Origin of the sequence: Tenacibaculum aiptasiae, assembly GCF_008806755.1 — a bacterium.
Taxonomy (GTDB): domain Bacteria; phylum Bacteroidota; class Bacteroidia; order Flavobacteriales; family Flavobacteriaceae; genus Polaribacter; species Polaribacter aiptasiae.
On record NZ_WAAU01000008.1, the window covers coordinates 187,903 to 210,448 of the forward strand.

Genomic DNA, 22,546 nt, shown 5'->3' on the forward strand with positions numbered 1-22,546 from the left:
AGAGGTATGAGAGCAGCGATAATTTTAATTACAATGGTTTTCTTCATTGGATGCCAAAACACTGAAAAACAAACAAATATTATGAATGACACTAACAAAATTCAACAGGCTATAAGTAACTTATTTGTAAATACAGATAATAAAAACTGGAAAGAAGTAGAAGAATTATTTGCTTCTAAAGTAACTCTTGATTATTCATCTATGACAGGTAATCCAGCCTCAGAAATTACTCCTAATGAAATTACAACTGGTTGGAAAACAGTATTACCAGGATTTGAATACACACATCATCAAATAGGAAATTTTATTACAAAAATTGATGGAAATAAGGCACATTCTTTTTGTTATGGTACCGCAACACATTATTTAAAAGATGAAAAAGGAAATATATGGACTGTTGTTGGTAGTTATGATTTTATCCTTAAAAGCATTGAAAATAACTGGGAAATTACTTCTATGAAGTTCAACTACAAGTACCAAGATGGAAATAATATGCTAATACAAAAAGCTATTGATAATGCTAAATCTAACTAAGATGAAAAGGTTATTAGTCCTATTATTAATCGGGATTTTTACATCATGTAGCAATTCAGAAAAAATAAAAAAATTAGAAATCGAATTACATAAATTAAAAGAACAACAAACTAAGATTATGGATATAGCAACTAAAAATAAAACATCAGTAAAAGCTTTTTTTAAGGCTTTAGAAGATGAAAATATTGATAAACTGGTTGATTTATTTGCTGACGATGCTAAGCATATAAACCCATATCATTCAGGTATTTTTCCAAAAGGTACTTCAGGAAAAGATGGAATTAGAACCTATTGGACTCCTGTATTTCCAAATTTTGACGGTATGACTTTTCCTATCGAGGAAATATATGCAATGGAAGACCCTACAATGGTTTTTGTAAAATATTCAGGGAATATCAAATTAAAGAATAATGCCGGAGTGTATACCAATAATTATTATTCCACATTTAAATTTAATACTGAGGGTAAAATAACTGAATATGTAGAAATTTTTAATCCAATTGTTGCAGCTCGTGGCTTTGGGTTACTAGAAAACATTAAATAAAACTAACAAATGAAAACATACATTTTAAGCTTACTAAGTGTTTTATGCTTATGGAGCTGTAAAACAGAGAAAAAAACAGAAGAAGTAAAAACTTCAACAAACAAAATAGCAATAAAAAAACAGGTAGAAATGAAAAAAGTAAATTTTAAAAGTGAAGGATTAAATTTAGTTGGAAATATTTATTACCCACCTAATTTTCAAATAGGAAAACAATATCCAGCTATTGTATGTTCAGGAAGCTGGACTACTGTAAAAGAGCAAATGGGAGGTTTATATGCTAAACGTTTAGCAGAACAAGGTTTTATTACCTTATCATTCGATTTTAGAAATTATGGAGAAAGTGAAGGAGAGCCAAGAGCTTGGGAAAATCCAACAATGAAGATTCAGGATATTGAAAATGCAGTTGCTTACTTAAAAACCAGACCTGAAGTAAAAGGAGATGCAATTGGTGCTTTTGGAGTATGTGCGGGATCAATGTATACTTTAATAGCTGCTTCAGAAGATAACGATATTAAAGCAGTTGCAACCGTAGCTTCATGGTTACATGATGGAGAAGCTGTAAAATTATTTTACGGTGGAGAAGAGGGCGTACAAAAACGTATTAAAGCAGCTCAAGAGGCAAAAAAGAAATTTGCTGAAACAGGTGAGTTTACTTATATCAAAACGATTTCAACTACTGATGATACAGCTGCTATGTTTGGTGAATTTGATTATTATTTAAATCCAGATAGAGGAGCAATTCCACAATGGAGTGCTGATAAGTTTGCAGTTGCAACTTGGGAAGATTGGTTAACCTTAGATCCATTTCCATCAGCAAAAAACTTAAACAAACCTGTTTTTATGTTACATAGTGATGGTTCTGTATTACCAGATTATACTAAAAAGTATTTTGAAGAAATTAGCTCAAAAGATAAAGAACTGTTTTGGGTTGATACTGAAATTCAATCACCAATGCACCAATTCATGTTTTACGATCAAGAAAAAGAAGTGTCTTTAGCAGTAGAAAAAACAAGCGCTTTTTTTAAGAATAAACTTTAATTCCCCTTAGTTTTTTTTATTAAAGCGCAGAATGAAAGGAGGCTATAAACTTATAGTCTCTTTTTTATTATTATTTTATCTAGCTCATCTATTTTCAATAACTAATTTCTTTTTTACTTTTTCTAAATAAGTATTTAACAAATGTGTAGTATCATCTAATTCTTTAGCTTTTTTTAAATAGTCTAGTGCTTTTTCATATTCATTATTTTCAAAATAATAAAGACCAAAATTTAGATAACAATAAGAATTTGTTCCATCTATTTTCATTGATTTTTTTAAGTCCTCAAATCCTTCTTTTTTATCTCCTAATTTAATTTTTGAAAATCCTCTATTATTCAATGCATAAGCGAAATTTGAATTTAACAATATAGCTTTTTCAAAGTCTTTCAAGCCTTTTTCATAATCTTCTAAAATATTATAAGTATAGCCTCTATTATTGAATGCTAAATCATTATTAGGATCCATTTCAATCGCTTTATTATAATCTTTTATCGCTTCATTATATTTACTCAAGTGTGATTTTAGAAGACCTGAATTAGTATAATCATTTGAATCAAGCTCTTTTTTAAATTTCACAATATATAAATCGTTTATTTTCAAAGCATTTACATAATCTTTTTCTTGCAAATAAGCACTTATCAATAACCGATATACTAATTGTTTTTTATATCCCTTTTTTAAAACTTTTTCTAAAGCTAAAGCACTTAAATAGTATTCTTTTTTATTATAATGTCTAATTGCAATATTATATTCTTCTGGTGTATATTTATATTTAATCAATTCCAATAATTGTTTTCCATCATTATATATACTAGAATCATCATATAATTTGATTGGACGATTACTTGGTAAAATGTCTACAAGAAAATCATAGTATGTTGAGACGTTAAAAAGAAACAAAAAAACTTTTAAATTATCGCTTAACTCATAAAAGAAAATAAAATAACTTAATATTAATGATAATATTAAAGAAGCTATTGGTCCCATTAAAACTATAATAATATGCTTGTTTATAGACATATTTCCATTTTCAAATCTACAAAGACCTATTTTCCAATTAAATAGTTCCTTATTTAAAAAAAGTTCTAATCTTCCTATCTTAACTATAAGGCTCTTTTTTGTATTGCCATAGGAACCTAAGTATATAGTAACTTTTTCTTTAGTAAACAGTAAAGCTGGAATTCCATGCCCCAATTCATGTATTAACGTTGATAATGGCCTTAACACAGCCCCAAAGAGTAATATGAATAAAATAAAGATGTACATACAATTTTTGAGGTTCAATATAATGTAATTCTAATAATTCCGTAGTTTTTACAACTTATTATTCTCTAAATACTCTTTTAATTGATTTCTATAACTATTACCAACTGGTATTTCATGAGAATTAATCAACACACACTTACTATTGTATTGAGATATCTTTTTTAGTGGAATTATAAAAGATTTATGCACTCTAATAAAGTCTGAACTACTTAACTTTTCTTCTATTGATTTTAGTGTTTTTAAAGCTAAATAATAGTTTTTACCACATACAATTTTTGCATAATCTTTCATTCCTTCGATATAGTCTATATCTTGTACAAATACTTTTACAAATTCATCACCTTCTTTGATAAAAAAAGACTTTTCTTGATCTTTTTCTTTTATGTTTACTTCTTGTATATTGAATTTGAATCGTTCTATCGTCTTAGTAAATCGTTCGAACGATAATGGCTTTAAGAGGTAATCAATCACATTCAATTCAAAACTTTCTATCGCATATTCAGAGTAGGAGGTAACCATTACAAATTGTGTTTTATTCTGGGTCAGTTTCACCATTTCTATACCTGATATTTGAGGCATAGCGATATCCGTAAAAACTAAATCTATTATATTTTCATTCAAGTATTTAAAGGCTTCTACTGAGTTTATAAAAGTTTTAGCAATTTCAAACTCAGGAAATCTTTTTAGATAATGAACCAAAACATCTATAGCCAAAGGTTCATCATCAATAATAATAACTTTATACTTTTTCATGCTTAAAAGTTAATTTTAAGTTGCGCTAAATATACATTGTTTTCACTTTCTAGTAATAATTCATGCTTTTTGGGATAAGATAATTGTAACCTGTTTTTTAAATTTTCTAACCCTTTTCCTTCTCTTGAATTTTGATTAAAGTGTTGCTGATCTTGAATACTGTTTTTCACTTTAAATAGTAATGATTTATCGTCTACATCTATAGTTACATTTACAAATGAATTCGAATCATTTGTGTAAAATCCATGCTTAAAAGCGTTTTCTACCAAAGTAATTAATAACAAGGGTTCTATGCTTATTCCTTGAGGAGTTCCTTCTATTTGTAAACTTATATTTGCTTGCTCTCCAAAGCGTATTTTCTCAATAGTAATATATTCGTTAATAAATTTTAACTCATGTTCTAATTTTACTTGTTTATGAACCGAATCGTCGGTTAAATAACGCATCATTCCTGATAGTTTTAAAATAGTATCTGAAGTTTTCGGATTGTTACTTAAAGACATACTATACAATGAATTAAAAGCATTAAATAAGAAATGAGGGTGTAATTGATTTCTTAATAATTGACCTTTAGCCAATTCTAGTTCATTTTTTAATTTTTCATACTTATTAAAAAAATCTAGTCGATTCACTATTTGTATTAAAGCATAGAATAAAAAGGTTTTCCCAATAAATTCTGTAAAAAAATCAAAAGTTCTATCTATTAATATTTCATCATGAATTCTATATGATTTTGTTGCGGCCAATACTGCAATTATGATTATAAATAGTATAATAAAACTTGTTTTAAACCAAAACTTATGAAGCTTTAACACGTAATAGTAAAGTAAATATGCAAGGACTGTAAACACAAAATATTCTACTGCATCACATGTTAAAAAAAGCAACCAATAATCTGGTAATAACGACATTGTTTTATCTAATAACATTATCATAATAATGCTGATAAAAATTATATGAAAAGTTACTTTAAAAACTTGTATTTGTTTATCTGACAATTGAAACATAGCTAAACCTTAAAACTCTTTTGTAAAGATATTAAAATGCCTTTCAGTTAAATCGATGTTCATAGTAAGGTTATCTATCCAGAGTTTACGTTTGTCGATTTCATTTTTCTTGGGGTAAGAATAGAAATATGTTTGAATAGATTTTAATTATAAAAACATATAAAATGAAGGCAAAAATTATAGGAATTATAATTGCTCTATGCTCCCTTAGTGCTTTTGGACAAAAACTTACACTAGAAAAAGCGTCCCCTTTTACGGCTGTTAAATGGGAAAATAATCAACCAATTGTACAGTTTGAAAATGAATGGTATTCTTTTGAAAAACTAGACAATTTTACTAGAAATAAGATATTAAACTTCTGCAAAAAAGAATTTGGACATAAATGGAAAAAACGCTTTTCAGAAGACCTTGTAGAAGTTTTACAAAGATTAAATTATACACCGAATCAAAAAGTACAACTAACTTTATCTAGAAAAGGTATTTCTAAGGAATATACTGGAATGTTTACTGCTGAAAACAGAAAAAAATGTTTACTCTATAATAGAGCTCAAAAAAACTCTAAACCTGTTAAAAAAGCACTAAAAGAGGTAAGTAAAATGCAAGCTATTGATGATTTAAAACAGTTTAGTCATATTCTTAATAATAAATCATCCTATGCTCAACTTTCTAACTACGATTACAATACTGCTATAAAAAAACTAGCTGCAACTATATTAAGTAGTAATAAAGAAACTATAAATATTGATAAATTGACGCATGAAATAGGTAAAATAATGGCTGAAATAGGAGATAGGCACTCATCTATAAAAAATGAAGCTTTTAATAGAAAAGCACATAATACGTATAATTTAAGGTTGCCCTTTGGCATTACAATTTTAAACGGAAAAGCTATTGCAGTTCAACAAAAACCTAATAGTAAAAAAGAATATCGTTACTACAATAATGAATATCCTTACATTAAAAGTATTGATGGTATTGCTATAGAAATCTTAATGAATGACTATAATTATAGAAATAAAAAAGCTCCTAAAGAAGCAAAACTTACACGAGGAGCCAATACTATTCAAAAGCTAGGTGCACTTTTATTTAAAAATAACAAAAACTGTCCTAAAACAGTAGAAGTAGAATTTTCAAACAATAAAAAAACTAAAAAGGAAACTGTTGAATTAACATTAGATAAGAAGGGATATATCTCAAATTTAAGCGTTCATAGTTTTATTTCTATGATGAACATTCAAGCAGGACGTTTTAATGACACTAAAAAGCTGTTGACTAATAATATTGGTTACATTAAAATTCCAAGAATGTTTAATTATAAAAGAGTTGAAGGATATGAAGATTTTTTAGAAAATACTATAAAGGAATTTTCAAAAACCAAAGCTCTGATTATTGATGTACGAGATAATCCAGGTGGCAGAAGAGTTATTTTACAAACTTTTGCGAAATATATAGTACAACCAGCACAATCTCCTTGGATAGCCAATGTCGCATATTTACGTACTAATGAAAAATTAACCACTGATGAAAGTTCAATGAGTAGTCGTTATTTAAATAGCTATAATTCAAATGAGTTTTCAGAGTCAGATAAAGCAGCAATAAATACTTTCAATAAAACTTATAAAACAACTCAACAATTTGATAAGTCTAAATTTAGTAATCCATTTTATATGGTTTTACGAAGTGGAAAAACTCCATATCAAAAGCCAGTATATATTCTTGTGAATGAAAACAGTTTTAGCGCTGCTACCGTATTTACTACAGCTTTTAAAGGGTTACCAAACGTAAAAATTGTTGGAGTTACTACCGATGGCTCTAGTGGAAATTCAAGAAAAGTGTATTTAAACAATTCTAAAATAAGAATCAAAGTATCTTCCATGCTATCTTTCCAACGAAACGGAAAAACACTAGATGGTAATGGAACAGAGCCTGATATTTATATCCCTGTTGATAAAACTCAAGTTTTTACAGGTAAAGATACTCAGTTAGAGAAATTAGTTACTTTAATTAATAAATAGGAGAGAAGTCTTATTTAAAAAAGGTGGATAAAACTATCCGCCTTTTAATTCAATGAATGATTTTTAATATACTCTTTAGGACTCATTCCTACTTTCTTTTTAAATACCCTTGTAAAATACTGAGGATACTCAAAACCAAGTTTATATGCAGTTTCTGATATGGATAAATTTGGATTTAGCAACATGCTTTTTGCTTCTTCAACTAAAAATAAGTTAATTTGATCTACAGCAGTTTTCCCTGTTTCTGCTTTGATAGTATCACTCATATAACGATGACTTACATTTAACTGAGCTGCCATCCAGTCTACTGTAGGAATACCTTCCTCTGCTAATAAATTTTGTTCAAAATAACTATTTAGAATTTCCTTAAATCTTGTAATTAGAATTTTATTCTCATCCGTTCTGTTCAAAAATTGTCGTTTATAAAATCGATCCGCATACTTTAATAAAGTATCTAACTGAGATATGATGATTTCTTTACTAAACTCATCTTGGTTATTATGATATTCCGTTTTAATATTTTTAAAAATATCTTTTATAATCTGTTCTTCTTTAGGCGATAAATGAAGTGCTTCATTTACATTATAATTAAAGAAATTATATTTTTTAATGCTTTCATAAATATCCAAATTCCTGATATAATCTTTATGAAAAGAAATATGATAGCTTTCCGAACTAAAAACCATATCGTTAAAGGTTAAAGTTTGGTTGGGAGCTGTAAATAACATAGTTCCATTGGTACAATCATATTTGGTACGTCCATAAGACAATTCACCAGAAATAATGTTTTTAAAACTAATACTATAAAAATCACATGAAAGTATTACTGGCTCATTAAAAGCATAGGTTTCGCAACTAGATTTCTCGTTCTCTTTTAAATCTGTATGCAGTATGCTAAACAATGGATTTTCTGGCTCTGGAAAATCATAATATTTATGCATTTCTGATATATTATTGAAGCTAAATACTGGCATTATTGTTATTTTGTATTATAAATTTACTATTTAATTTTGATACTCTTAATCAAATATTGGAATCAATTCTAAAGTAGAAGCTTCATGCTTTTTAGTATTGTAGGTTAATCGCATTGCTGGATATAATAAACCTAATAATTTTCTATACGCTTTATTTACTTTCGGATTTACTTCATCTAAATCATGAGGAACTACACCTTTAATTTCTACTTCTAAATTTCCAATTTTCATAGCACCTTCTGGATTTACCAAAAAAGCATCGTACCAACTTCGTTTTCCGAATTTATATTGACGTACAAAAAAGCGTCCTTCAGTAGCAACAATGGTAATGTCGATAAAACGATGGTCTCCGCATCTAATTTGATGTACTTTTTTACTTTGTACTAATGTTTCTAATTCTTGAATTGTCATATAAAGTCATTTTAAAAAGAACCTTTTGTTATTATCATTAGATAAATCAAAAGACTCTTATCTTATAAAAATGTATAAGGAATTATTATTTATTAAAGAATTCTGCTACAGCATCTGTTGATACCTTTACTGCTTCCGGCTTGTAGTAGAAATCTACATGCCCAAATTCTTCTAAAGCCATAACTTCGTGTTCATTTGTTAATTTGTCAATAAATTGTGTTGAACAAGGGGCAGTCATTGCATTTTTACCATATACAACTAAAGTAGGTTGCACAATTTTATCTGCATATGCTTCTCCAATAGAAATTAATGACTGCATAGCTTGGTCGCCAATATGTAAATTTGAAAAGGTTTTAACAGCTTTAGGTCCTCTAAACCCATCTCTTCCGTAATAATCATAGGATTCAGCAGCCATTTCCGGATATGCTGCGGCCTCCATAGCTTCTTCTCTTGACATATCATCAGTAAGCCCAAAAGGAACTACAATATCTGCTTCTCCAGTTTCATACATTTTCTGCTTTGATGCATTAGCTGCAGCAATCATTTGATTAGCAGCATTTTTATCGGCCCATTGAAAACCATCTGCTGCCATCATACCAGAAACCATTGCAATTTTCTTAATTCTATGATCGGTAACAGCTGCCGATGCAATGATAGAACCACCCTGACAAACTCCTAATCCTTCAATCTCTTCTACAAAAGGTAATGTTCCTAAATAAGAAACCGCATCCCAAGTATTTTCTATTAATCTAAACATATATCTAGATTTTTTATGCTCTCCTGGTAATGCTGGAGAATCTCCCATTCCTAAATAATCGAAGCCTAAGAAAACAAAGCCTCTTTTTGCCATTTCTGGCCCATAGGTTGCCATAACCTGTCCTTTAACTTGTGGAAACGGGCTAGCACTTACAATGGCCTTGTATTTTTTGTTTGGGTCAAAACCTTCAGGTAAGTATAAATCTCCTGCTAATTCTACTCCAAATGATGTAAATGTTACACTGTTTTTTCCTGCTTTTAAATTTTCCATTGTATTCTCTTTTTTAGTTGTTATTTGTTCTGAAACCGTTGTTTTTTGTTCTTTTTTACAACTTATAGTTAGTATTACTATACTTGCTAGTATTAAAACTTGTTTCATTTTTATAATGTTTAATGATTACAGTGCAAATTTAAATCGGCATCCAAGCTTGAAACTTAAACATTTTGGTATGAGACTTATACTTTTTGGTTTTATCATTTTAGAATAGAAAAACGCCTTAGTGGTTAACTAAGGCGTTTTAGTTCTTTATAAAATGAATTTTATAAGTTAGGATTGCTTCCAAAAGAATAAGCACACATTAAAGCACATACTGCTATTCCAACAAACATAAGGATGGTACCTATAATGTTTTTAGAATCAATTTTACTAGCTCTATACAAAAAGTAACCAATAATCATATTCATCAAAGCCCAAATAACATTTTGAATAGGAGAAGACAATCCAACTCCTGGAGGGGCTCCAAAAGGTGATGGGAATTCTTGTCCAGAAACACCATTTACCAAATGAGGGATTACATTAGTCAAGAAAAAACCTGCACCAAATGCTGCTAAATAATTATACCATTTCATAGATATGAGTTTAAAATTAAAAAGCAAAGAGCTATGATTTAACTCTTGTACTTCCTATATTGTTATTACTTATTAAAAAACTCTGCTACAGCGTCTGTAGATGCTTTTACAGCTTCTGGTTTCCAGTAAAAGTCTACGTGACTAAACTCGTCAAAAGCTAATACTTCTGGACTATTGCTTAATTTATCAATAAATGCTGTTGAACAAATTGCTGTTGCTGCATTCTGACCATATACCACAAGAGTTGGTTGAATGATTTTATCAGCATAGTGCTCTGCAATAGAAATAAGCGATTCCATAGCCTGATCACCAATATGTTCGTTTGTAAAATGCTCCACTTTTCCTGGCCCTGCCACACCATCTTTGCCATAGAAGTTGTAGGTATCATCTGCCATTGGTGTTCCTGTAGCAACAAATTCTTCTCTGGTCATAGTATCGTTAATAACATTTGGCCAATTGTAATCTGCTTCTCCTGTTTCGTACATTTTTTGCTTAGATGCGTTTGCTCCAGCAATCATCATATTAACAATATCTCTGTTGCCCCATTGGAAAGCATCTGCTGCCATCATTCCTGAAACGGTAGCAATTTTCTTAATTCTGTGGTCAGTTACAGCGGCTGATGCAAGTATAGAACCTCCTTGACATACACCTAATCCATAAATTTCATCAACAAAAGGTAGTGTTCCTAAGTAAGATACAGCGTCCCAAGTGTTTTCAATCAATCTAAACATATATCTAGATTTCATATATTCTCCTGGTAATGCTGGAGAATCTCCCATTCCTAAAAAGTCAAAGCCCAAATAGATAAATCCTCTTTTAGCCATTTCTGGACCATAGATAGCTGGAATTTGTCCTTTTACCTGTGGAAATGGACTTGTACCAACGATGGCTTTATAGGTTTTACTTGAATCAAAGTTTTCTGGCAAGTATAAATCGCCTGCTAAATCAACTCCAAAAGATTTAAATGTTACGCTGTTTTTTCCTGATTGTAAATTCATAATATGTTGTTTTAAAGTTTTGTTTTAATTATTTGATGACAAAATTAATCCAGCGACGCGTTTAAGTACTTAAACATTTTGGTATGAGACTTATACTTTTTGGTATAAATAAGAAAATCCACTTTTTTAAGTGGATTTTCTACAATTCTATTAATTCTCTAGTTCAGAGTATGTCTATATTCTTTGGGCGACTTTCCCGTTTGTTTTTTAAATAATTTACTAAAATGTTGTGGATATTCAAATCCCAAATCATATGCTATTTGACTAATACTTTCAGAAGTTCCTATAAGTTTGTCTTTCGCTTTTTCAACAATAAAAAGAGTTATATGTTCTTTTGCACTTTTTCCTGTTTCTGTTTTCAAGGTATCACTTAAATAACGTTGCGAAACATTCAATCTTAAAGCTATATCTTCAATATTTGGAATACCACTTAACTGATTTTCATTATAAAAACATCTCAGTTCAACTTTAAATTTATCTAATAAAATACTTGAAACTTCTTTTCTATTTAAAAACTGACGTTTATAAAACCTGTCTGAGTATTTCAACAATGTTTCTAGTTGAGAAACAATAATATCCTTGCTAAACTCATCATGATTATTGTTGTACTCAGCTTCAATAGTTTCAAAAACCGACTGTATTAACTTCTCTTCTTTAGGAGATACATGTAAAGCTTCGTTTGTTGAATATGAAAAATATCCATAATCATTGATTTTTTTTGATAATTCTGTACCTCTTATGAAATCTTCATGAAAAGTAATTATAAACCCATTTTGCTCCATTTCAGTGGTTTCATCCCATTGCATTATTTGCCTTGGAGCCATAAACACCATAGCTCCATTAGAAAAGTCATATTTTGTACGACCATAGGTTAAACTTCCTGAAATTACTCTCTTAAATGAAATGGAATAACAATTATTCATCATAGGAGGGGAGCTCTTTCGCAATGACTTTATAAAACTTTTATTTATTGAAACTACACTTAATAATGGATGCTCTGATTTAGGAGCATTTATATATTCTAAGTAGTTTGAGATACTTTTAAAATGTAACATAACTCTTCACTTTAAAATGCTTTTGACAAAAGATAAGTAAAAACTTTTATTCTTAATTTAATAATCCAAATTGATTTGATACCATTTCGAAAAATGCCTTATCATCCATTGATTTACGTGCTGCCATGAATTGTTCTGCATCTGGACCTGCTATATACCTTAGTTGTTCTTTATTGTCAGTTACCGCATTGTATACGATTTCAGCAATGCTATCAGAAGTACTAAGATGTCCCATATATTCTTGAACTGCTGCCATATATTTTTCTAATCCTTCTTTATAATCGCTAATTTCCTTATTACAGGTTAACGATATATTATTGATAAACTCTGTATTGACACCTCCTGGCTCAACCAATTTCACATCAATCCCTAACGATTTTAATTCATATTGAATAGAGCCTGTAAAACCTTCTACAGCATGTTTTGTTGCATGATATAAACCTTGATACGGTAATGTAAATAAACCTACAATGGATGAAACATTTAGAATAAGTCCATTTTTATTGGCTCGCATATGGGGTAAAATAGCTTTGGTTGTTCTAATTACTCCAAATACATTTACATCAAAAATACGTTGCATTAAAGTCTCGTCTGAAGCTTCAGCAATCCCCATCATACCAAAACCAGCATTGTTAATTAAAACGTCTATTTTACCAAAGGTTGTTAATCCTTTTTCTATAGCTGAATCAATAGTGTTTTGTTTAGTAACATCTAATTCTGTAACTAATACATTATCAAGTTTATTTAACTCAGTTTCTTTTTCTGGAGTTCTCATGGTCGCAATCACATTCCATCCTTTTGATTGAAAAATCTTTACTGCTGATTTACCTATTCCTGTTGAACTTCCTGTTATTAATACTGTTTTATTTGTTGAATTCATTGTTTAAAAATTAATATTAAATCTTAAAACAAAATTCTGAACAACTAAGAATTAAAACGTATACTTTTTTACATGAGTTGTATACTTTTTTACTTTAAAGCATTAAAACAGAAAGGCTATAAATTGGCAAGTGGAAACTTAAAATAATATTAAGTTCCCACTGTAGCCCCCATTTAACTTACTATAATTAATAGCAAACTTTATTTTTAAGTTATTTCTTAAACCAAAATTGTTGTTCCTGATGATGATTTATTTTTCGATTCATCAAAATAAAAATCAATTCGACCAAGATTTACTCCATAAGCTCCAACTTGATTTACCAACATATTTTTGCCTTCAATATTTTTTACAATGGTAGGTTTAGGTAAAAAAGTATGTGTATGTCCTCCAATTATTAAATCAATATCCTTTGTGACTTTAGCTAAATTTAAATCGGAAATTTTCTCTGGATTATTTTTATAATAGTACCCTAAATGTGATAAACAAATGATTAAATCACATTTCTTCTCATTTTTCAACTCTGCGGTTATATCTTGAGTAACTGTTATAGGATCTAGATAACGAGTTTCTTTATACATCTTTTTATTTACTAGACCATCAAGTTCAACCCCTAAGCCAAAAATCCCTATTTTAATTCCGTCTTTTACTATAATCTTATAAGGTTTTACATGTGTGTCTAATACCGTGTTTTTGAAATCGTAATTTGCAGATACAAAATCGAATTTAGCGTTGGGAAGCTGCTTATATAAACCATCTATTGAATTGTCAAAATCGTGATTTCCCAAAGTTGCTACATCGTATTTTAACATGCTCATTAACTTAAATTCAAGTGCTCCTCCAAAGAAATTGAAATAGGGAGTACCTTGAAAAATATCTCCTGCATCTAATAAAAGTGTATTTGGGTTTTCTCTCCTTACTTGTTCTATTAAAGTTGCTCTTCTAGATACCCCTCCTTTATTAGCATATCTATTATGATTTGCATTAAAAGGCTCAATATGACTATGTGTATCATTGGTATGCAAAATGGTTATATGATGTTGTTGCTTACCTATAAATGATGGTAATGTTAATCCACTAGCTGCTAAAACAGATGCACTTCCAACTTGTTTTATAAAATCTCTTCTCTTCATTACTCTATAATTACACGGTTATCAATTGAAGCTTGTAAGGTGTCAACCTTTTTAAAATACTCTATAATCACATCTCTCATTTTGCAATCTAACTTCGTTAACTTTTCAGGATTTTTGAAAAAGGTCATTTTATCTCCTCCGCTTTGTAAAAAATCTGATGTTAGTACTGTATACGATTTGTTTTTATCAAAATCTTTTCCTCTGATTTTAAGTAAGTAATCATTATCATTTAATGTTAAATTTACATTTCTACAAAAAGGATGCGCTGTTTTATTTTTAATAAAATAATCTACTAATTCTGTAATTTTCTCACCTGTAAGAGTTACCGCTACAAGTTCATTTTCAAAAGGCATTAGTTTAAAAGCACGTTCTACAGTTACTTTTCCTTGTGGAATTGTTGCTCTAATCCCTCCATTATTAAGCATTACAAAATCGATAGACTCATTTGTTTTCTTTTTATAAATAGGATTGGCCATTCTATAGCATAAATCGGCCATTAAATTCCCTATGGAAGTTTGCATTCCTTCATTATTTTTAAGAAAATCTTTAGGTGCATAGGTAAGTACCTCTTGCATTTCTGCTGTTAACTTCTCCTTATATGGAGCAATTACACTATCTATTTTTTCTGAAGATGCAATTGTAGTACTTACAGCTATATTTTTGGCTGTTATTTTATTAAGGCTCTTAGATTCTCTCTTACAAGAAACTAGAACCAGTAATAAAAGGAGTAAACGAAGTGTTCTCATCATAAAATTTCTTTACTTTTTATTATATAATTCTATTCTACATTCTGTGAGAATATAATTAAAATGTTCAACATCGTTACTATTTAATTTTAAAATTCCTCTTGCTGTAACTGTAGCATCTGTTCTAAAATTGCGTTTGCCTACTACATGTAATTCTATGGCTGTTTCTGGACCTCCAACTCCACAAAAAAAACAAGAAGACATAGGACCTTTAGATAAAACAAAAATTCTTCCTTTTGGATCTACATTTAGAAAGTATCCTGTAATAGCTATCGACCTACCATTTAAGCTTTTAACCGATTCTGAAAATGTTGGATGTAAAAAAGTTTCATCGTGTTCTGGAAAGTATTTATCTCTAAACTTTACTTTAGATAAATCATTCCACGTAACCTTCTGCTGACTAAAGCAAAGGCTAACAATACTTAGAAACACTATGAATAAAACTTTATTTTTCATTACTTAAAATGGTTGAAATATTCATTTTCACAATAGGGTAGATAGCTAAGGTAATTGCCATAATTATGAATAAAAACACCAATAAACCGATATTTGATATTTCTTGAAATGATAATTCTTTAATAATATCTTGATGAAAAATTGATTTAATAACATACTCTAAACCTATTTTCAAAATAATTAAAGCCAATACAAAGGCTAGTAATAGAATTATAAAGCCTTCATAAGCAACTATTTTTATTAGTTGGTATATGCTTGCTCCAAAAGATCTAAAAAGAGCTAAATCAAATGCTCGTTCTTTTATTATTTTATATAAACTTATAAAGATTGTAATACCAGATAATATTAAAATTAAATAGGCTATCCATGTAATGGTTTTTAAACCAATTCCTGTATACTCATATAATCTATCTAATTCATATACAGGTAATGCAGCTTGCAAATTTGTTTGCTTATCTATTTTTCTAGGAAATGTTAAAAACGCAGTAGGATTCTTAAATGAAACTAATAACGAAGTGATTTCTTTATCCTCTTCTATTTCTTCATGTTCATGCTCATGATGTTCATTACCATGGTCATGTGCATCCCAAATACTTTCTAAACTTGTTAGTAATAACCTATCAATTACTTTATCTGTTTGTTCTAAAACTCCTACAATAGTATATTTTTCATCATGTGATTCTATATCATTTTCTATTAAACCATGTGAGCTTAAAAAAGTATCTCTAATATCTAAATCTAATTTTTCAGCTACTGTGGCACCTATAACTATTTCAAAAGTGTTTTTTATTTGAGTTCCCTTTGCTAAGCTTGCATTGTATAAGGTCATAAACTCATTTGTAGTTCCTACAATTCTGTAACCTTTATAATTATCTCCGTAGGAGATAGGCACAGCTTTTTTGATTAAAGGACTATTAGTAATTTCTTTAACTTCTCTAAAAAGAATATTCCCAGTAGGATTATCAACATGTAAAACTGATGCTAAAACCAACTGTAAAGGACTCCCTTTAGCTCCGATAACTAAATCAATTTCTCCTAAATTATTCTTTCTTTGAAATTCAAAAGATGACTTTAATTGCTGAGTACCTAAAAGAAGTACTATACTAAGCGCTAATGAGAAAACACTTAAAATAGTATACAGTGGTTTAGACTTTATATTTTCTATGCTAATCTTCCAAATATTCATTCTAAAGTGATTTTATTTTGAAAGAATGGTTTAATTCTCTGATCGTGAGTGATTAAAATTAATTTTGCTTTGTGTTGTTTAGCTTGTTTTTTTAGTAATTCAATAACTATCTTACAATTCTCATCATCTAAACTAGATGTTGGTTCATCTGCTAAAATGATCTTTGGATTATGAACTACGGCCATTGCTATATTTAGCCTCTGCAATTGTCCCTCACTAAGTTCTTTTACTTTGCTGTTTATACAATGTTTAATTCCTAGTTCTTCTAATAACCTGTTAATCTTGTTATTGTCGACTTTTTTCTTACTAAAAAAAAGACGTGTTTGTAAATTTTTTAAAACACTTAATGATTGAATAGTATATTTTTTTTGAAAAACCAATCCAATATGTTTCCCTCTAAATTCATCTAATTCGCTATTAGAAAGTAAACTTATATCTATATTTTCTACTATTACTTTTCCTTTTGATGGTTTTAGCAAACCTGCCAATAAATGAAGAAATGTAGTTTTCCCTATCCCAGATTTACCAAGAATGAGCAAGCTCTCATTCTCAGTTACTGAGATATTGGGAAAACTTAATAAAGACCCCAGATCTTTATATTGAAAAACAAGATTTTCAGTTTGAATCATCTTATAACTCTTCTATTTTATTTAGGTTGTTCATTTTTGCAATCAAATTTCCTTTAATTGCTACTACTGCTGATTTAGGTATATTATCGGCATCAAAAGGCCATGTACTTGTTGGGTTTTTAATATCTTTTGTTTGTTCTCCTGGATGTTGAACACTTAAAAACAAAGTCTCTCCATCTGGAGAAAACCAAGGTCCAGTAAGCTCTGCATCTTTTGGGGCTGAGGCTACTCTGATTACCTTCCCAGCTTCTTTTCCATATCTAGGTATTACAAAAAGGCTGTTATTTTTAAAAGGCATATAAGGTTTATCCTCTCTATTCATTGAGCTACCAGACATATCTGATGTCATCCATAAATTCCCTGATAAATCAAAAGCTAAATTGTCTGGACAAGAAAATCCATTTTCTTCGCCTCCAGCTAAATAAGCAGAAGCTTTAAACGTTAGCGCATCAAATTCTCCTTTAGCTTCTTCAATTTTAAGAATTGAACCGTGATAGTCGTTTTTCTCTTTGTTATTTGTTAGTGTAACAAAAATATTTCCTGTTAAAGGATCTATTTCAATGTCTTCAGGTCTATTTAATTCTGTAGCTCCTAAAAGTTTTGAAGCTTCTCTTGCTCTTATAAGTACCTCTGTTTGGTTTTTAAACTTATTTTTTAAAACAGGTTGATTTTCCCAATCTAGGGCTAACCATTTACCATTAATAGTATCAGCAACATACAGAGTTCCTTCTTTAAGTGAGTGTGGTTTAGATGATATAAATTTATATAAATGTTCACTGTTTCTATCATCTCCAGTATAAGCAACTACACGTTTGTCTTCTAACTCATAAAGAGTACAGCATTCATGTGCAAACCTTCCTAAGGCAATGTGTTTTTGTGCTGTTCCTTTTAAAGGATCAACTTCAACTACCCATCCATAATGTTCTGGAGGATATTTGTAAAATTTTTCCCATCCATAATCGCTAGGTTGATGTGTTGGTTGATTGTTTTTATCATAAACTGTTTCACCCCAAAAACCGTCATAATTTTCTTCACAAGTAATGAAAGTCTTCCAAGGTGTAATTCCACCAGAACAATTACTATTTGTTCCTATAACCGTTGTTTTTCCTTTTATAGGACTGTCCCAATTTAGTTCTATGGGGGTTTGTGCTGTAATACGTCTGTTTAATGGATCATTTTTTACAATTTCCCATACTCCTTTATTTTCTCTTACTCTAACAATACTACCACCAACATTATACATTTCTTTATTTACTTGTTCAATGGTTCTATGTTCTTCTGGATTTTCATAGTCCCAGTAATTAAAACCTGAAACAAACATCGGATTTATATACTCATGATTTACCCACAGTAAACCATCTTTGGGGTTATTTTCATCTAATGGAATGAAACAGGTAAAATCGTTATTAAACCCAAAAGTATCTTTATCGTTAATCTTGTCGCCCCATTTTATAAGTACTTGATAATTTAATTCATCTGTAAGTAACAAATCATCTTTATCAGAAGGAGCTAAGTCTTTTATTGTTATTTCTTTTAACTTCCTTAAAAACTCTTCAGATATTTTTTGCTTAGATAGGGGAGTTGTTGTATTCCCACAACTAGTTATAAAAGGAGGTATTGTTAAAACTCCCAAGCTAGCTTTTCCTAAAAAGGATATAAATTTTCTTCGATTGTATTCCATGCTTTAATTCAGAGAATGCTTTTTTAAACAGGTTAAATTTGAATAAATACTCTTAAAATTATTTTCATACCTGTTATATACTTTACCACTTATTTTTACTGATTGTCTGGGAAAATTACCCAAACTAAGCTGTAACTCTTTTATCTTATTATTAAGGAAATATGAAAAAATAGCATCTTGTCTATGGTCACCCAACCAAACTAATTCTGAATGCCTTTTCTCTTTGGTTATTTTATTATAAAATGAATCTAACCCACTTATATTTGAAAAAGATTGTCCTCCTAATGCATCTAAAATGATTTTATTATCATTAGAAAGGACAAAACAAATGTTCTTTATATGATTTTTTATGATTAATTCTTTTAAGCTGTCTAAAGTTTTATGGTTTGGTGAAAAAGAATTTCCTAACGATGTATAAAAATAGTTTTGATACTTGAAAGTATCATTAACAACTGTTTCTAAACAATCTGTTGGGCATAAAAGAAAAAGAACTTTATTCATTAGGCTACATTATCTGGATTTGTATAAGGGAATGATGAATGGTGTAAGTCTATTTTTAATTCTCCATCAACTAACTGATAACCAAATGTGTATTCTACTTTAGCTTCATTTCCTTCTAAATCTGTAAAAAAATAGTTCCCCATAGCAATGGCACGATTGTCTTCAAAAATAAATCCTGCATTTTCAAATCGAACTTTAGTCCATGGTTGAATAGCAAACCCTTTATCTTCCTTACAAGCTCTATCTTCACCTGCAATAAAATATGACAAAGCTTCTGCTTTTGTTGGTCTAAATTGTTCTATCTCACATTTGGTTGGCTTGAATAAAACAGCAGCAGTTTTAAAAGCATAACGCTCATCTAAAAATTCTTTTGCATAGTTCTCACATTCAGATCTATTATCTTTCAATGAACCTATTTTAACTACTCCATTTCCCCATTTAGTTTGTGCATCTAGTACTTGTTCTTTTGTTATCATTTTTAATATAATTTGAAGTTTAATATTTTAATTTGCATAAGTTCTCTGTACAGGCCAATTATCCTCATAACCAATTGCCCATTCGTGAGTTGATAATTCTTTGTTTGTTGCTAAACATGCATCCAATTTGGATGTTATCTCTGCTTCATTCATATTTTGACCGATGAAAACAATCTCATTTTTTCGATCACCAAAAGTGATGTCCCATTCACTTTCAATAGTTCTTTGGTTATTTAAAAATGAAGCATGTTGCGAACGTTTTTCAAAAGACATACTTGCCCACCAAACACCTGCGCTATCTGCTCTTAAAGAACCACCAGCTTGTCCCCAAATGAGGGCTTGTTCTGGACGCGAAGCAATCCAAAACAAACCTTTACTTCGTATAATTGTATGAGGAAACTCTTGCGCTACATAGTTCCAAAAGCGAATAGGATCGAACGGTTTTTTACTTCTATAAACAAATGAATTAATACCGTATTCTTCAGTTTCAGGAGTATGATTTTCTTTGTTTAACTCTTCTATCCATCCTGCACTTTGCTCAGCTTCTTCAAAGTCGAAAAGCCCCGTATGAAGTATTTCTTTAGAATTAATTTTACTAAATGCTGATTCAATAATCTTTGCTGACGGATTTAGTTTATGAATGGTAGCTCGTAAAAGAGCTAAATCTTCTTTTCTGACTAAATCTATTTTATTCAAAATGATAACATTAGCAAATTCAACTTGATCTGTTAATAAGTTAACTATAGTACGATAATCTCCTTCAATATCTGTTAAATCTCTATCTATTAAAGTTTCAGAACTTCCAAAATCCTTAAAGAAATTAAAAGCATCTACCACAGTAACCATCGTATCTACATAACTAAAACTAGATAAATCGATACCTTTTTCTTCATCTACAAAAGAAAATGTTTGAGCTACTGGAATAGGCTCACTAATACCAGTGCTTTCAATAAGTAAATAATCAAATCTGTTTTCTCTTGCTAATCGTTCAACTTCAATCATTAAATCTTCCCGTAGTGTACAACAAATACAGCCATTACTCATTTCTACAAGCTTTTCTTCTGTTCGAGACAACGTATTTTCACTTTTAACTAAGTTAGCATCTACGTTTACCTCACTCATATCATTCACAATAACAGCTACTTTTAGCCCCTCTTTGTTATGCAAAATATGGTTGAGTAAAGTTGTTTTCCCAGCACCCAAAAAACCACTAAGTACAGTTACAGGAAGTTTTTTATTCATTAGTCTATGTTTGAATTATTGATAATATTTAGAAATTCTTTCCTTAAGCCTTCGTCTTTAAATGCTCCACTATATTCAATCGTTGTTGTATAACTGTTCTTATCTTTAATGCCTCTTGATGAAACACATAGGTGTTTAGCGGCAATCATTACAATTACATCTTCAGTATCTAGAGCATTTTGTAAATCTTTAAGAATTTGGAGAGATAATCTTTCTTGAACCTGAGGTCTATGTGCATAGTAATCTACCAAACGATTAATTTTAGATAAGCCTACAACTTTATCTTTTGGCATATAAGCTATATGTGCATGACCTGTAATAGGTAAAAAATGATGTTCACAAGCAGAATCAATGGTTATATTCTGTTCAACCAACATTTTTTTATATCCATATTTATTTTCAAAAATTGAAAGCTTTGGCTTATTCTTTGGATTCAAACCATAGAAAAGTTCTTTTACATACATCTTTGCAAATCTGTAAGGAGTACCAGATAAACTATCATCTGTCAAATCAAGACCTAATTCCTCCATTATTTTCCCGAAATGGTATTGAATTTCTTTTATCTTTTCATCATCTGATTTTTCAAAAGCATCTGGACGTAAAGGAGTTTCTACATTTGATGAAAAATGATTATCTCCAATAATTTCTATCTGTTCTTTATTCATGATTAACGGTGTATTTATCTGATTTACACTGACAGTATTTTAAATTGTAAACATGTAATACTATCAATATAGTAGCTGGTATATGCACAGCATATTCTGGAATAGAAATCCAGTTCAATTTTTCATTAAGAATAACAACAAGTAATAAAGCCCATGTTACCCAAAAAGCTGGTTTTATATACTTATTTGTTGTTGTTTCTGCTGAACGATAAATAGCCAAAAATGAAATAGCTAAGAAAACATAATCTATACTTTTCCACCACGTAGGAGCATTTTCACAACCTCCAGTTGCACAAGTTTGGACTATAAATAAAAAAGGAGTAGCAATACAGTGTATCATACACAAACCACTTGCAAATGCACCAAAAGTATCTGGTTTAGCTAAAGTTATTTTCATTATTTGTTTTTATAATTAAACGCAACTTAGTTGCAAATATATACATCTTTTTTATTTTAATGCAACAAAGATGCGTTAAGTTGAGTTGTTATTTTTTCTAATAGATATAAAAACAGAGTAGGAGAAAAGAATAAAACAAATTGATAAAGAGGAATAAATATGGTTAACAAGCTATAAATCAGCAACAGAAGTGTAATTTTAATTAATCGAAGCTTTTGTACATTTCATCGACACTTTTTGTCCTTTAAACTAATAAGTAATATCAAATTTTAGCATTTTTTGTAAAGAAAAATTTTAAAACATGAAATTTTATAGCTATATTGCAACTGGTAATCAACAGGTTACCTAGCAATTGTA

General features: G+C 29.6%; 25 protein-coding genes. 4 read left to right on the plus strand and 21 right to left on the minus strand.

Features of this window, described 5'->3' with window-relative positions:
* The first annotated feature begins 6 nt into the window (after positions 1-6).
* From F7018_RS03640 to F7018_RS03650, 3 genes are read left to right on the plus strand one after another with little or no spacing between them, the layout of a single operon-like run.
* Positions 7-534: a nuclear transport factor 2 family protein gene (locus F7018_RS03640; RefSeq protein ID WP_150898636.1), complete on the plus strand. Its 528-nt coding sequence runs from the start codon at positions 7-9 to the stop codon at positions 532-534.
* A gap of 1 nt (position 535) precedes the next feature.
* Positions 536-1,078, plus strand: a complete 543-nt coding sequence (locus tag F7018_RS03645) for a nuclear transport factor 2 family protein (RefSeq protein ID WP_217701350.1) — start codon at positions 536-538, stop codon at positions 1,076-1,078.
* Positions 1,079-1,087: 9 nt separating this feature from the next.
* On the plus strand, positions 1,088-2,116 hold the full coding sequence (locus F7018_RS03650) for an alpha/beta hydrolase (protein ID WP_150898637.1): 1,029 nt from the start codon (positions 1,088-1,090) through the stop codon (positions 2,114-2,116).
* A gap of 84 nt (positions 2,117-2,200) precedes the next feature.
* Here F7018_RS03650 and F7018_RS03655 read toward each other — a convergent pair whose 3' ends face one another.
* The 3 genes from F7018_RS03655 to F7018_RS03665 are packed head-to-tail and all read right to left on the minus strand — an operon-like array spanning position 2,201 to position 5,070.
* Complete coding sequence (locus F7018_RS03655; protein ID WP_150898638.1) at positions 2,201-3,382, minus strand: M50 family metallopeptidase; 1,182 nt, start codon at positions 3,380-3,382, stop codon at positions 2,201-2,203.
* 48 nt (positions 3,383-3,430) lie between these two features.
* A complete protein-coding gene (locus F7018_RS03660; RefSeq protein ID WP_150898639.1) occupies positions 3,431-4,135 on the minus strand; it encodes a LytR/AlgR family response regulator transcription factor in 705 nt (234 codons plus the stop codon).
* 2 nt (positions 4,136-4,137) lie between these two features.
* Entirely contained in the window at positions 4,138-5,070 is a 933-nt protein-coding gene (locus F7018_RS03665) for a sensor histidine kinase (protein WP_175578631.1), read from the minus strand.
* A 236-nt stretch (positions 5,071-5,306) separates the two neighbouring features.
* Here F7018_RS03665 and F7018_RS03670 point away from each other — a divergent pair, with 236 nt between their 5' ends.
* Positions 5,307-7,157, plus strand: a complete 1,851-nt coding sequence (locus F7018_RS03670; RefSeq protein WP_150898641.1) for a S41 family peptidase — start codon at positions 5,307-5,309, stop codon at positions 7,155-7,157.
* Between the two features lie 44 nt (positions 7,158-7,201).
* On the opposite strand, the gene F7018_RS03675 is transcribed toward F7018_RS03670, so the two are convergent.
* From F7018_RS03675 to F7018_RS03760, 18 genes are all read right to left on the minus strand, one after another.
* Positions 7,202-8,131, minus strand: coding sequence for a helix-turn-helix domain-containing protein (locus tag F7018_RS03675; RefSeq protein WP_246175032.1), 930 nt, complete (start codon positions 8,129-8,131; stop codon positions 7,202-7,204).
* A gap of 45 nt (positions 8,132-8,176) precedes the next feature.
* The gene (locus F7018_RS03680; RefSeq protein WP_150898642.1) at positions 8,177-8,542 is read right to left on the minus strand and encodes a DUF2255 family protein; all 366 of its coding nucleotides are present in this window, start codon (positions 8,540-8,542) and stop codon (positions 8,177-8,179) included.
* Positions 8,543-8,627: 85 nt separating this feature from the next.
* Entirely contained in the window at positions 8,628-9,677 is a 1,050-nt protein-coding gene (locus F7018_RS03685) for an alpha/beta hydrolase (RefSeq protein WP_217701352.1), read from the minus strand.
* Between the two features lie 161 nt (positions 9,678-9,838).
* Complete coding sequence (locus tag F7018_RS03690; RefSeq protein WP_150898643.1) at positions 9,839-10,147, minus strand: hypothetical protein; 309 nt, start codon at positions 10,145-10,147, stop codon at positions 9,839-9,841.
* A gap of 65 nt (positions 10,148-10,212) precedes the next feature.
* Positions 10,213-11,145: an alpha/beta hydrolase gene (locus F7018_RS03695; RefSeq protein WP_150898644.1), complete on the minus strand. Its 933-nt coding sequence runs from the start codon at positions 11,143-11,145 to the stop codon at positions 10,213-10,215.
* 158 nt (positions 11,146-11,303) lie between these two features.
* Positions 11,304-12,200, minus strand: coding sequence for a helix-turn-helix domain-containing protein (locus tag F7018_RS03700; RefSeq protein ID WP_150898645.1), 897 nt, complete (start codon positions 12,198-12,200; stop codon positions 11,304-11,306).
* Between the two features lie 52 nt (positions 12,201-12,252).
* Positions 12,253-13,080 (minus strand): SDR family oxidoreductase, encoded by an 828-nt coding sequence (locus F7018_RS03705; protein WP_150898646.1) that lies wholly within the window; start codon positions 13,078-13,080, stop codon positions 12,253-12,255.
* 218 nt (positions 13,081-13,298) lie between these two features.
* On the minus strand, positions 13,299-14,210 hold the full coding sequence (locus tag F7018_RS03710; RefSeq protein ID WP_150898647.1) for a bifunctional metallophosphatase/5'-nucleotidase: 912 nt from the start codon (positions 14,208-14,210) through the stop codon (positions 13,299-13,301).
* Complete coding sequence (locus F7018_RS03715) at positions 14,210-14,959, minus strand: 5'-nucleotidase C-terminal domain-containing protein (protein WP_246175033.1); 750 nt, start codon at positions 14,957-14,959, stop codon at positions 14,210-14,212. The genes F7018_RS03710 and F7018_RS03715 overlap by 1 nt, the downstream gene beginning before the upstream one ends.
* A 9-nt stretch (positions 14,960-14,968) precedes the next feature.
* On the minus strand, positions 14,969-15,412 hold the full coding sequence (locus F7018_RS03720) for a hypothetical protein (RefSeq protein ID WP_150898648.1): 444 nt from the start codon (positions 15,410-15,412) through the stop codon (positions 14,969-14,971).
* Positions 15,402-16,598: an ABC transporter permease gene (locus tag F7018_RS03725; RefSeq protein WP_150898649.1), complete on the minus strand. Its 1,197-nt coding sequence runs from the start codon at positions 16,596-16,598 to the stop codon at positions 15,402-15,404. The genes F7018_RS03720 and F7018_RS03725 overlap by 11 nt, the downstream gene beginning before the upstream one ends.
* Entirely contained in the window at positions 16,595-17,227 is a 633-nt protein-coding gene (locus F7018_RS03730) for an ABC transporter ATP-binding protein (protein WP_150898650.1), read from the minus strand. Before F7018_RS03730 ends, F7018_RS03725 begins: the two co-directional genes overlap by 4 nt.
* Position 17,228: 1 nt before the next feature.
* Complete coding sequence (locus tag F7018_RS03735; protein ID WP_150898651.1) at positions 17,229-18,908, minus strand: PhoX family protein; 1,680 nt, start codon at positions 18,906-18,908, stop codon at positions 17,229-17,231.
* A 3-nt stretch (positions 18,909-18,911) separates the two neighbouring features.
* Positions 18,912-19,409: a hypothetical protein gene (locus F7018_RS03740; protein WP_150898652.1), complete on the minus strand. Its 498-nt coding sequence runs from the start codon at positions 19,407-19,409 to the stop codon at positions 18,912-18,914.
* Positions 19,409-19,885 (minus strand): hypothetical protein, encoded by a 477-nt coding sequence (locus F7018_RS03745; RefSeq protein ID WP_150898653.1) that lies wholly within the window; start codon positions 19,883-19,885, stop codon positions 19,409-19,411. The genes F7018_RS03740 and F7018_RS03745 overlap by 1 nt, the downstream gene beginning before the upstream one ends.
* A 27-nt stretch (positions 19,886-19,912) precedes the next feature.
* On the minus strand, positions 19,913-21,127 hold the full coding sequence (locus F7018_RS03750) for a GTP-binding protein (RefSeq protein ID WP_150898654.1): 1,215 nt from the start codon (positions 21,125-21,127) through the stop codon (positions 19,913-19,915).
* Positions 21,127-21,792, minus strand: a complete 666-nt coding sequence (folE, locus tag F7018_RS03755) for a GTP cyclohydrolase I FolE (RefSeq protein WP_175578632.1) — start codon at positions 21,790-21,792, stop codon at positions 21,127-21,129. Before folE ends, F7018_RS03750 begins: the two co-directional genes overlap by 1 nt.
* Entirely contained in the window at positions 21,785-22,189 is a 405-nt protein-coding gene (locus F7018_RS03760; RefSeq protein ID WP_150898656.1) for a MerC domain-containing protein, read from the minus strand. Before F7018_RS03760 ends, folE begins: the two co-directional genes overlap by 8 nt.
* Between the last annotated feature and the right edge of the window lie 357 nt (positions 22,190-22,546).